This is a genomic window from Streptomyces sp. NPDC048623, from assembly GCF_040650755.1.
In the GTDB taxonomy this organism is placed as follows: Bacteria; Actinomycetota; Actinomycetes; order Streptomycetales; family Streptomycetaceae; genus Streptomyces.
Genome location: NZ_JBEZHV010000031.1, coordinates 36,554 through 47,351 on the forward strand (window position 1 = coordinate 36,554; position 10,798 = coordinate 47,351).

12 protein-coding genes are annotated in these 10,798 nt (G+C 73.7%); 10 read left to right on the forward strand and 2 right to left on the reverse strand.

Annotated features, from left to right (window positions below; translation table 11 throughout):
• Positions 1 to 287: 287 nt before the first annotated feature.
• Complete coding sequence (locus tag AB0C73_RS32090; RefSeq protein WP_362536906.1) at positions 288 to 1,484, reverse strand: beta-eliminating lyase-related protein; 1,197 nt, start codon at positions 1,482 to 1,484, stop codon at positions 288 to 290.
• 127 nt (positions 1,485 to 1,611) lie between these two features.
• Here AB0C73_RS32090 and AB0C73_RS32095 point away from each other — a divergent pair, with 127 nt between their 5' ends.
• The 10 genes from AB0C73_RS32095 (at position 1,612) to AB0C73_RS32140 (ending at position 9,839) form a co-directional block, all read left to right on the forward strand.
• Positions 1,612 to 2,601: a DUF2520 domain-containing protein gene (locus AB0C73_RS32095; RefSeq protein ID WP_362536907.1), complete on the forward strand. Its 990-nt coding sequence runs from the start codon at positions 1,612 to 1,614 to the stop codon at positions 2,599 to 2,601.
• A 32-nt stretch (positions 2,602 to 2,633) separates the two neighbouring features.
• The gene (gene panC, locus AB0C73_RS32100; RefSeq protein WP_362536945.1) at positions 2,634 to 3,656 is read left to right on the forward strand and encodes a pantoate--beta-alanine ligase; all 1,023 of its coding nucleotides are present in this window, start codon (positions 2,634 to 2,636) and stop codon (positions 3,654 to 3,656) included.
• Positions 3,653 to 5,392, forward strand: coding sequence for an L-aspartate oxidase (locus AB0C73_RS32105; protein ID WP_362536908.1), 1,740 nt, complete (start codon positions 3,653 to 3,655; stop codon positions 5,390 to 5,392). The genes panC and AB0C73_RS32105 overlap by 4 nt, the downstream gene beginning before the upstream one ends.
• The gene (gene nadC / locus AB0C73_RS32110; protein ID WP_362536909.1) at positions 5,389 to 6,408 is read left to right on the forward strand and encodes a carboxylating nicotinate-nucleotide diphosphorylase; all 1,020 of its coding nucleotides are present in this window, start codon (positions 5,389 to 5,391) and stop codon (positions 6,406 to 6,408) included. The genes AB0C73_RS32105 and nadC overlap by 4 nt, the downstream gene beginning before the upstream one ends.
• Positions 6,408 to 7,214, forward strand: a complete 807-nt coding sequence (locus AB0C73_RS32115) for a type III pantothenate kinase (RefSeq protein ID WP_362536910.1) — start codon at positions 6,408 to 6,410, stop codon at positions 7,212 to 7,214. The genes nadC and AB0C73_RS32115 overlap by 1 nt, the downstream gene beginning before the upstream one ends.
• Positions 7,215 to 7,364: 150 nt before the next feature.
• Positions 7,365 to 7,964, forward strand: coding sequence for a hypothetical protein (locus AB0C73_RS32120; protein ID WP_362536946.1), 600 nt, complete (start codon positions 7,365 to 7,367; stop codon positions 7,962 to 7,964).
• 14 nt (positions 7,965 to 7,978) lie between these two features.
• Complete coding sequence (locus AB0C73_RS32125) at positions 7,979 to 8,161, forward strand: hypothetical protein (protein ID WP_362536911.1); 183 nt, start codon at positions 7,979 to 7,981, stop codon at positions 8,159 to 8,161.
• 147 nt (positions 8,162 to 8,308) lie between these two features.
• Positions 8,309 to 8,767: a BlaI/MecI/CopY family transcriptional regulator gene (locus AB0C73_RS32130; RefSeq protein WP_362536912.1), complete on the forward strand. Its 459-nt coding sequence runs from the start codon at positions 8,309 to 8,311 to the stop codon at positions 8,765 to 8,767.
• A 9-nt stretch (positions 8,768 to 8,776) separates the two neighbouring features.
• Positions 8,777 to 9,346 (forward strand): amino-acid N-acetyltransferase, encoded by a 570-nt coding sequence (locus tag AB0C73_RS32135; protein ID WP_362536913.1) that lies wholly within the window; start codon positions 8,777 to 8,779, stop codon positions 9,344 to 9,346.
• A 154-nt stretch (positions 9,347 to 9,500) separates the two neighbouring features.
• Positions 9,501 to 9,839 (forward strand): Lsr2 family protein, encoded by a 339-nt coding sequence (locus tag AB0C73_RS32140; RefSeq protein ID WP_362536914.1) that lies wholly within the window; start codon positions 9,501 to 9,503, stop codon positions 9,837 to 9,839.
• On the opposite strand, the gene AB0C73_RS32145 is transcribed toward AB0C73_RS32140, so the two are convergent.
• Positions 9,818 to 10,465 carry an SCO3374 family protein gene (locus AB0C73_RS32145; RefSeq protein ID WP_362536915.1) on the reverse strand — a complete coding sequence of 216 codons (648 nt, stop codon included), beginning with the start codon at positions 10,463 to 10,465 and terminating at the stop codon, positions 9,818 to 9,820. The two genes, AB0C73_RS32140 and AB0C73_RS32145, sit on opposite strands and share 22 nt — an antisense overlap.
• Positions 10,466 to 10,798: the final 333 nt, after the last annotated feature.

Consider the following 10,798-nt stretch of genomic DNA (forward strand, 5'->3'; position numbering starts at 1 on the left):
TGGCCACCTCCCGGGCCCACTTCTGCCGCGCAGGGTGTGCGCCCACCCGTCCCCGTTCTGGGCCCGCTCCGAGTGGGCCGGTGCCCGCCCGGGCGGTGCACTTCCGTGCGGGGTGTGCCGTCGCCACCTCCGTGTGGGCATTCGTCCCGCTGGGGCGGGACGGGTGGGCACACGGGACGGCGCGCTTGGCGGCGCCTCCGCCCCCTGTGCCTGGACCCGCACCATCAGTGCGGCGCCCTACGGCTGGGCGTTCAGGTGCAGGGCGCCAGGCCCTGCGAGGGGCGCCGCTACAGGCGCGACAGGAAGTCGCGTACCGCCGTCGTCACGTCGGCCGACGTCCACTCCAGGCCCGGCGCGCTCACCGTCACCTCCGTCACCGCCAGGCCCCGCGGCCCGCCCGCCGGAGCGGGGAACCAGCGGCGGAAGAGGGTGGTGCCGGTCTGTTCCGCCTGGGCGAGGGCCGCGGCCGTGAGGATGTCCGGGTCGTACGGGAGCCAGACCTGGAACTGGTGGGTGTGCGGGGTCTCCGGGTGGACCCGGAACCAGGAGGGGCCGCCCGGTGCCGCGAGGGCGGCGCGGAGCGCGTCCGCCACCACGCGCGCGTGCGCGACGTACGAGGGAAGCCGCGGGAGTTCCACGTCGAGGCCCCGCAGCGCGGTCAGCGCTGCCGGGTACTGCTGGAAGACCTGGCCCCCGTACCGGTGCCGCCAGATCCGCGTCTCCTCGATCAGCTCCTCGGGGCCGGCCAGGGCCGCGCCGGACATGCCGCCGAGGGACTTGTAGAAGGAGACGTAGACGCTGTCGGCGAGCCCCGCGATCTCCGGGAGCGGGCGCCCGAAGTGCGTGGCGCAGTCCCACAGCCGCGCGCCGTCGAAGTGGACGACCGCGTCCCGCTCGCGGGCCGCGTCGACGACGGCGACCAGCTCGTCCCACGTGGGGAGCACGAAGCCCGCGTCGCGCAGCGGCAGCTCCAGCATCAGGGTGCCGAAGGGCTCGGGGTGGTCGCGGACCTCGTCCGCCGTCGGCAGGCGGGGCTCGCCGGTCGGGTGGACCGTGCGCAGGCCGCTGACCGCGGCGAAGGCGTTGTTCTCGTGCACCTCGGGGTGGGCCAGCGGGTGCAGCGCGACCACCGGGTTGCCGGTGCGCCCGGCCCAGCAGCGCAGGGCGACCTGCTGGGCCATGGTCCCGGTCGGGAAGAACGCCGCGGCGGGCATGCCCAGCTCCTCGGCGACCCGCCGTTCGAGCTCCTCGACGACCCCGTTGCCGTACATGTCGAGGGCCAGGCCGGCGTAGGGGGAGCCGGCCACCCAGTCCGCCAGGTCGCGCAGCCGGGTGCCCAGGGTGCCGTCCGCCGGCGCGTTCCACAGCTTGCGCCGGGCGCCGCCCCACACCCGGGCCCGGTACGCCGGGCCCGACTCCTCGTTCGCGATCTCGTTCGCGATCTCGTTCGCGGTGGTCTTCTCGGTCTCGCTCTGATCCGCCATGAGCAGATCATCACACTGCCGCCCACACCCTGTGGACAGCCACGAGCGAGCGCGAAACGCTGGCGTAGCATGACCAGAAATCGTCCGGTACCCCCCGAGGACTGGAACGGAAGGCCGACCCGAAACCGTGAACGCACCACCAGACCCCCGGCACCCCCAGGCGGACCGCGCCGAGGACCGCCCCGCCCGGCTCGCCGTCGGAGTCGTCGGCGCCGGACGCGTGGGCCCCGCCCTCGCCGCCGCCCTCCAGCTCGCCGGGCACCGGCCCGTCGCCGTCTCCGCGGTCTCCGACGCCTCCCGCAGGCGCGCCGCGGCCCTGCTGCCGGACGTCCCCGTCGTCGAGCCCGCCCAGGTGCTCGCGCTCGCCGACCTGGTCCTGCTCACCGTCCCCGACGACGCCCTGCCCGGCCTCGTCGAGGGCCTGGCCGAAACGGGTGCGGTGCGCCCCGGCCAGCTCGTCGTGCACACCTCCGGGCGGTACGGGGTGCGGGTGCTCGACCCGGCCCGCCGGGCCGGTGCGCTGCCGCTCGCGCTGCACCCCGCCATGACCTTCACCGGCACCTCCGTGGACGTGCAGCGGCTCGCCGGCTGCTCCTTCGGCGTCACCGCGCCCGAGGAGCTGCGGCTCGCCGCGGAGGCCCTGGTCATCGAGATGGGCGGCGAGCCCGAGTGGATCGAGGAGGCGAACCGGCCGCTGTACCACGCGGCCCTCGCCCTCGGCGCGAACCACCTGGTCACCCTGGTCGCCCAGGCCATGGAGCTGCTCCGTACGGCCGGGGTGTCCGCGCCCGACCGGATGCTCGGCCCCCTGCTCGGCGCCGCCCTGGACAACGCGCTGCGGTCCGGCGACGCCGCCCTGACCGGCCCCGTCGCCCGCGGCGACGCGGGCACGGTCGCCGCCCATGTGGCGGAGCTGCACAAGCACGCCCCCGGCACCGTCGCCGGCTATCTCGCGATGGCCCGCGCCACCGCCGACCGCGCGCTCGCGCACGGCCTGCTCAAGCCCGAACTGGCCGAGGACCTGCTCGGCGTGCTCGCCGCCGACATCCCGGCGGGCCCGGCCGGTACCACCGGCACGACCGGACCCGCCGACGGGCCGCAAGGAGACGACCGATGAGCCTGTCCGCCGAGAAGAGCGCCGGACGTCACCTGCCGGCGGAGCTGGTCTCCACGGTCGAGGAGCTGGCCGAGGCGCGCGCCCGCTTCGGCGGCACGCCGGGCGGCAACGCCGTCGTCATGACCATGGGCGCCCTCCACGAGGGCCACGCCACCCTTGTCAGGGCCGCCCGCGAGCGGGTCGGCCCGGACGGCTTCGTCGTCGTCACCGTCTTCGTCAACCCGCTCCAGTTCGGCGCGGGCGAGGACCTCGACCGCTACCCGCGCACCCTCGACGCCGACCTGGAGCTCGCCTTCGCCGCGGGCGCGAGCGTGGTCTTCGCGCCCTCCGTCGACGGGGTCTACCCCGGCGGGCAGCCCCAGGTGCGGATCACCGCGGGCCCCATGGGCGAGCGCCTCGAAGGCGCCTCCCGGCCCGGGCACTTCGACGGCGTGCTCACCGTCGTCGCCAAGCTCCTCCACCTCACCGGCCCCGACCTGGCCTTCTTCGGCCAGAAGGACGCCCAGCAGCTGGCCCTCATCCGCCGGATGGCCCGCGATCTGAACTTCCCGGTCCACATCGTCGGCGTGCCCACCGTCCGCGAGGACGACGGCCTCGCCCTGTCCAGCCGCAACCGCTATCTGTCGCCCGAGGAGCGCCACACCGCCCTCGCGCTGTCCCGTGCGCTGTTCGCCGGCCGCGACCGGCTCGCCGCCCAGGCGGCGCTGCGCGCCCGCGCCGACGCGCTGCCCGCCACCCACGGCCGGGCCGAGAACCGTGCCGAGGCCCTGTCCCGGCTCGGCGAGGCCCGTGCCGCCGCCGACGCGCACGCGGTCGCGCAGGCCGCCGAGGGCGGGGGCGCCGAGGCCGTACGGGCCGCCGCCCGCGCCATCCTGGACGACGCGTCCCATGCCGAGCCGCCGCTCGCCCTGGACTATCTGGCCCTGGTCGACCCGGCCGACTTCACCGAGGTCGAGGACGGCCACGACGGAGAGGCGATCCTCGCCGTCGCCGCGCGGGTGGGGACCACGCGGCTCATCGACAACATCCCCCTCACGTTCGGAGTCGTGAAGTGACCGGAATACGGCTGGACGCGCCCGCCCCGGGCTGGTCGATCGACGCCGATGTCGTCGTGGTCGGCTCCGGTGTCGCGGGCCTGACCGCGGCCCTGCGCTGCACCTCCGCCGGGCTGCGCACGGTCGTCGTCACCAAGGCCCGGCTCGACGCCGGCTCCACCCGCTGGGCGCAGGGCGGCATCGCCGCCGCGCTCGGCGAGGGCGACACCCCCGGGCAGCACCTGGACGACACCCTCGTCGCGGGCGCCGGGCTGTGCGACGAGCCGGCCGTGCGCGCCCTCGTCACCGAGGGCCCGGACGCGGTCCGGCGCCTCATCGCCACCGGCGCCCACTTCGACCAGGCCGCCGACGGCACGATCGCGCTGACCCGCGAGGGCGGCCACCACCGCCGCCGTATCGCGCACGCCGGCGGCGACGCGACCGGCGCCGAGGTCTCCCGCGCCCTGGTCGAGGCGATACGGGACCGGGGCGTGCGCTTCATCGAGCACGCGCTCGTGCTCGACCTCCTCAAGGACGACCGGGGCCACACCGCCGGCGTCACCCTCCACGTGATGGGCGAGGGCCAGCACGACGGCGTCGGCGCCGTCCACGCCCCCGCCGTGGTCCTCGCCACCGGCGGCATGGGCCAGGTCTTCTCCGCCACCACCAACCCGTCCGTCTCCACCGGCGACGGGGTCGCCCTCGCGCTGCGCGCCGGGGCCGAGATCTCCGACCTGGAGTTCGTCCAGTTCCACCCGACGGTGCTCTTCCTCGGCGCGGACTCGGAGGGCCAGCAGCCGCTCGTCTCCGAGGCGGTACGGGGCGAGGGCGCCCATCTCGTCGACGCCGACGGCGTCCGCTTCATGCTCGGGCAGCACGAGCTGGCCGAGCTCGCGCCCCGCGACATCGTCGCCAAGGCGATCACCCGCCGGATGCTGGAGCAGGGCACCGAGCACATGTACCTCGACGCCCGCCACTTCGGCGCCGAGATGTGGGAGCAGCGCTTCCCGACCATCCTGGCAGCCTGCCGGGCCCACGGCATCGACCCGGTCACCGAGCCGGTCCCGGTCGCCCCGGCCGCCCACTACGCCTCCGGCGGCGTCCGCACCGACCTGCACGGCCGCACCACGGTGCCCGGCCTGTACGCGTGCGGCGAGGTCGCCTGCACCGGCGTGCACGGCGCGAACCGGCTCGCCTCGAACTCGCTCCTGGAGGGTCTGGTCTTCGCCGAGCGGATCGCCGCCGACATCACGGCGCACGGCCCGCACCGCGAGGGCAGCCCGGCGGTGGCTGACACCTCCCTCGTTCTTCCCCTGCTGGAGCCCGAGGCCCGCCGCGAGGTGCAGGGCACCATGACCGCCGGCGCGGGCGTGCTGCGCTCCGCCGAGAGCCTCACCGAGGCCGCCGACGCCCTGGAGCTGCTGCGCCGCGGTGCCGAGGAGGAGCGCAAGGCCGCCGAGCCGGGCGTGGACTCCTGGGAGACCACCAACCTGCTGTGCGTGGCCCGGGTCCTGGTGGCCGCCGCCCGTGAGCGCGCGGAGACCCGCGGCTGCCACTGGCGCGAGGACTTCCCCGACCGGGACGACGCCGCCTGGCGCCGCCACCTGGTCGTGCGCCTGACGCCCGACCGGCGCCTGGTGGTCACCCGCACCGAGGGCGCAGACTTTCCGCCGGTGACCCCCGTGGCCCCGGTCCCCGTGACCCCCACCGCCGGCAACCCGGCGACCCCCGACGCACCCAGGGAGCAGCAGTCGTGAGCACGCCCGAGGAAGCACGTCCGCAGCCCGTGGACGTCCCCCTGATCCAGATCAACGCCCTGGCCGCCGAGCCGGCCGGTGGCTGCGGCGACGGCTGCGGCTGCGGCGACGCGGAGGAGTACGAGTGCGGGCTCGACCCGGCGCTCGCCGAGCTGCTCGCCGACGCCGGGCTCGACCCGGTGCAGGTCGAGGACATCGCGCACCTGGCCATCGCCGAGGACCTCGACGGCGGCGTCGACGTGACGACGGTGGCGACCGTTCCCGAGGACGCCGTCGCGACCGCCGACTTCACCGCCCGCGAGGCCGGTGTGGTGGCGGGTCTGCGGGTCGCCGAGGCGGTCCTGTCGATCGTCTGCGCCGACGAGTTCGAGGTCGAGCGGCACGTCGAGGACGGCGCGCGGGTCGAGGCGGGCGAGAAGCTGCTCAGCGTCACCGCCCGCACCCGTGACCTGCTCACCGGCGAGCGCAGCGCGCTGAACATCCTGTGCCGTCTCTCCGGCATCGCGACCGCCACCCGCCGCTGGGCGGACGCGCTGGAGGGCACGAACGCGAAGGTCCGCGACACCCGCAAGACCACGCCGGGCCTGCGCGCCCTGGAGAAGTACGCGGTGCGCTGCGGCGGCGGCGTCAACCACCGCATGTCGCTGTCCGACGCGGCGCTCGTGAAGGACAACCACGTGGTGGCGGCGGGCGGCGTCGCCGAGGCGTTCCAGGCCGTGCGCAAGGAGTTCCCGGAGCTGCCGATCGAGGTCGAGGTCGACACGATGCACCAGGTCCGCGAGGTCCTGGACGCGGGCGCCGACCTGATCCTGCTCGACAACTTCACGCCGATCGAGACGGAGGAGGCGGTCGCCCTGGTCGCCGGCCGCGCGGTCCTGGAGTCCTCCGGCCGGCTCACCCTGGAGAACGCGGCGGCGTACGCGGCGACCGGCGTCGACTACCTCGCGGTGGGCGGCCTCACCCACTCGTCCCCGATCCTCGACATCGGCCTGGACCTGCGCGAGGTCGAATCCTGATGCTGCTCACGATCGACGTCGGCAACACCCAGACGGTCCTCGGTCTCTTCGACGGAGACGAGATCGTGGAGCACTGGCGCATCTCCACCGACCCGCGCAGGACCGCCGACGAGTGGGCGGTCCTGCTGCAGGGCCTGATGGGCATGCATCCGCTGCTCGGCGTCGAGCTGAGCGAGGGCATCGGCGGCATCGCGATCTGCGCGACGGTCCCGTCGGTGCTGCACGAGCTGCGCGAGGTCACCCGGCGCTATTACGGGGACGTTCCGGCGGTCCTGGTGGAGCCGGGCGTCAAGACGGGCGTCCCGGTCCTCACGGACAACCCGAAGGAGGTCGGCGCCGACCGCATCATCAACGCGGTGGCGGCGGTCGACATGTACGGCGGTCCGGCGATCGTCGTCGACTTCGGCACGGCGACGACGTACGACGCGATCACCGCGCGCGGCGAGTACGCGGGCGGCGCGATCGCGCCCGGCATCGAGATCTCGGTCGAGGCGCTGGGCGTCAAGGGCGCGATGCTCCGCAAGATCGAGCTGGCCCGTCCGCGCAGCGTGATCGGCAAGAACACGGTCGAGGCGATGCAGTCCGGCATCGTCTTCGGTTACGCGGGCCAGGTCGACGGCGTCGTCGCCCGCATGAAGCGCGAACTGGTCGGCCCGGCCGGCGACCCCTCCGACGTCACGGTCATCGCCACCGGCGGCCTGGCCCCCATGGTCCTCGCCGACTCCCAGGAGATGGACGCCCACGAGCCCTGGCTGACCCTGATCGGCCTCCGCCTGGTGTACGAACGCAACGCGCCGCGGCTGTAGGGGGCGCCCGGCCTGCGCCGGGCCCACCCCACCGCTCCCTATTGCGCCGTACGGCTTCATTCTCCCTCCGGGAAGATCGAAAAGTGGGGGATTTGTCCGATTAGCGCGTATCGTCGGTCCATGCCCACGCCCTACGGACCCCGCGGCGGTATGGCGTTCAGTGCGGACGAGCTCCGTGTGCTTCGGCGCGCGCTCGCCACTGCGTTGAACCCTGCCCCCCTTCAGGACGACGACGTGCAGGACTGCCTGCGTCTGGCCGACTCCGTGGACGAGGCCGTGCGCGAGGCCGGGCGGCTGCGCACGTTCGTCCTCGCCGATCTGGCCCGCTACCGGGAGGCTCTGCCCGGCTCGCTCAGTGGCTATCTGGAGCTGCTCCAGGAGGCTCTGGGGGCCGGTTATGACCCCGGTGCCGACGACCTCGCCGCGCTGCGCGCACTCCGAGGCAGTCCGGGCGCCGCCGTGCTGCTCGCGCGCTGCCAGGTGCTGGCGGAACGATCCGTCCGGGCGCGCCTCGCCCGGGTCACCCAGGCGACCGCGACCGCCCTCCCGGCCCGCGCCCGGCTGCTCGCGCTGCCCGGCGGGCGGGCCTCCGAGGAGGGGCCCAAGCCACCCGCGCCGTCCGGCCCGGCCCGGCCCGGCCCCAAGGCGCCCGCGCCGGGCGAGCGGCCGGTGCCCAAGCCCTCCGAGGTGTTCCCGCCGCGCCGCCGCCCCGTACCCCCGCCCCCGCCCGAGGAACGCGCGGCCGGATAGCTACGCTGGTCGCCATGGACTACGTATCCGCGCTCCTGCCCCCCGTCGTGATGGCCTGCCTCTTCACGGCCCTGGTCGTCACGATGGTCAAGAACCAGGGTGGAACGAACAAGGCCAAGGAGGACGCCGCCGTGGACGCCGCCTTCGCCCGTGCCGAGGCCGCCCGCCAGCAGGACGGCAGCGGCTCCGACTCGTAGGCGGACCCGGAACCCGGGCCTCTCCCGGCCCGGACCCGGCCATCGAGGACGTACGACCACTCCGGCCGTACGTCCTTTTTGCCGTCTTCCGGGGGGTTTCATCCATGAATGGACGCATATTCGGTGATCTCGCACTAAGGTGGCGTCGTGCCCCGTCAATTGGGAGAGCTGGAAGACGCCGTCATGACCCGCGTCTGGCAATGGAACCGCGCGGTGACCGTCCGGGAAGTCCTGGAGGATCTCCAGCAGGAACGGTCCATCGCCTACACCACCGTCATGACGGTATTGGACAATCTCCATCAGAAGGGCTGGGTACGCCGGGAAGTCGAAGGCCGCGCCTATCGATATACGGCGGTCTCCACCCGCGCCGCCTACTCGGCCGCACTCATGAACGAGGCATGGGCGCAGAGTGACAACCCCGCCGCCGCTCTCGTCGCCTTCTTCGGCATGATGTCGCCCGAACAGCGCGAGGCGCTGAACGACGCCGTCCGCATCGCCCAGCGCGACACCCCCGACCCGGCTCCCGAGCCGACCCGCGAGGCGGCTCCCGAGGCGGCTCCCGCCCCCGCGGAGGGCGGCGAGGGGCCCGAGGCCCCCGGGCGATAACGTCCCCCCATGTCAACCGCGCCTTCTGCGTCCTCCACACCTTCCGAGTCCTTCGAGTCCTCCGCGCCGTCCGTCCGCGCCGTCACCGTGCGCCGGGCCCGTACCTCCGATGTCGCCGCGGTGCGCCGGCTCGTCGATCCCTACGTGCGCCGCGGCATCCTCCTCGACAAGGCGACCGTGACGCTTTACGAGGACATCCAGGAGTTCTGGGTCGCCGAACGCGACGACGACGCCACCGTCGTCGGCTGCGGCGCCCTGCACGTGATGTGGGAAGACCTCGCCGAAGTCCGCACTCTCGCCGTCGATCCCGACTTCAAGGGCGCCGGAGTGGGACATCAGGTGCTCGACAAGTTGCTGCACACCGCGCGCTGGCTCGGTGTCCGCCGGGTTTTCTGCCTCACCTTCGAAGTGGACTTCTTCGCGAAGCACGGCTTCGTCGAGATCGGCGAGACGCCGGTCGACGGAGATGTCTACAGCGAGCTCCTGCGTTCCTATGACGAGGGTGTCGCGGAGTTCCTCGGTCTCGAACGAGTGAAGCCGAACACCTTGGGCAACAGCCGGATGCTTCTGCACCTGTGAGACAGGCACCGTGCGGATGGCATCGGAGTGCCTATGTCCGAATCGCGCACGTTTCCCGCGCTGCCGGGGTTCTGAACATCGGCCAGGGGTTTGTGTTTTTCCGGGAAAAGCGGTTTCCTTTCCGCGTACTGCATTTTCGATGAAAGGAAATCCGGTGGCACAGAAGGTTCAGGTCCTTCTTGTCGACGACCTCGACGGCGGCGAGGCGGACGAGACCGTGACGTTCGCGCTGGACGGCAAGTCCTACGAGATCGACCTCACCACCGCCAACGCGGACAAGCTCCGTGGCCTGCTCGAGCCGTACACCAAGGGTGGCCGTCGCACCGGTGGCCGCACCGCCGGCACCCGCGGCAAGGCCCGCGTCGCCGTCTCCGGCGGCAGCCAGGACACCGCGAAGATCCGCGCGTGGGCCAAGGAGAACGGTTACAACGTGAACGACCGCGGCCGCGTGCCGGCCGACATCAAGGCGGCCTACGAGGACGCGAACCGCTGAGCCGTCAGCCGCTGCTGAGCGCCCGTCCCCGCCACCGGCTCCGGCCGGTCCGCCCGGGCAGCACTCAGCAGCCGCGCGCGATGGCACTCGGCGGCGGCCACGGCCACCAGGCGCGCCAGACAGGGGGCGCCGCCCTCGGCAGTGGAGCGCCTTCGCGACGAGGGCCGCAGGGCCGGCAGCGAGGACTCGACCTCGCGCCCCGGCTCCGGGGCCCTCAGCCACACCGCGGCCCCGGGCGCGCCGGACCCGCTCCGGCCGGTCGGCCGCCAGCCGGGGGGCACGGGGGCGGTCATCCGGCCGTCGGTGCCGAGCATCGCCAGATCCAGTGAGATCCCGCCCCACTCCAGCCAGTCGAGCAGGCCGGGCAGCTCCTCCGCGCCGCCCGCGGCGACGAGCAGCCGCATCCGCCGCCCCATCAGCGCCACCGGGCCGGTCGCCGCGCCCACCTGGCGCAGCACGCCCCGGCCGACCGTCGCCGGCAGCTCCAGGACGTCGAAGCGCAGCCCCGTGACCAGCTGGACCGGGGGCCCGGCCGAGACCGGCCAGCCGAGCTCGTGCTCGTACCACCGCGCCACCGCCGCACCGCCGTCCGGCGGCGTGCGAGGCGGAGGGATGGTGAAGGCCATACCGGGGGAACGCCCACGGGGCGACTTTGGTCACGCCCGGTCCTTGATCCGCTGCGCAGTGTGTCCATGATGGGGGCGTACGGGTGCATTCGCGCGCGCGGGGTTGTTCGCCCGTAGCGGAGGGACCCGGGGTGCGCCGCATGGAGTGTCAGTCCTGACGGGTAAGACATTCCATGTGAGGAGGGGCGTCTCACGGGCAGAAGTCGGGCAGAAGCGTCTCACGTTCGCCATCGGCGTAGTGGAGGCGCGGGTATCGGCTTGGCCTGGGGGAACATCGTCTCGCACCATCGAGTTGGAGCATTTGTCGGCTGTTCGGCAGCAGGTCTCCCCGAG

What these genes read in the sequence shown, in the direction of transcription:
- AB0C73_RS32090 (WP_362536906.1), bottom strand. Translation starts at nt 1,484, where the DNA reads ATGGCGGATCAGAGCGAGACCGAGAAGACCACCGCGAACGAGATCGCG.
- AB0C73_RS32115 (WP_362536910.1), top strand. Translation starts at nt 6,408, where the DNA reads ATGCTGCTCACGATCGACGTCGGCAACACCCAGACGGTCCTCGGTCTC.
- AB0C73_RS32120 (WP_362536946.1), top strand. Translation starts at nt 7,365, where the DNA reads ATGGCGTTCAGTGCGGACGAGCTCCGTGTGCTTCGGCGCGCGCTCGCC.
- AB0C73_RS32125 (WP_362536911.1), top strand. Translation starts at nt 7,979, where the DNA reads ATGGACTACGTATCCGCGCTCCTGCCCCCCGTCGTGATGGCCTGCCTC.
- AB0C73_RS32135 (WP_362536913.1), top strand. Translation starts at nt 8,777, where the DNA reads ATGTCAACCGCGCCTTCTGCGTCCTCCACACCTTCCGAGTCCTTCGAG.
- AB0C73_RS32145 (WP_362536915.1), bottom strand. Translation starts at nt 10,465, where the DNA reads ATGGCCTTCACCATCCCTCCGCCTCGCACGCCGCCGGACGGCGGTGCG.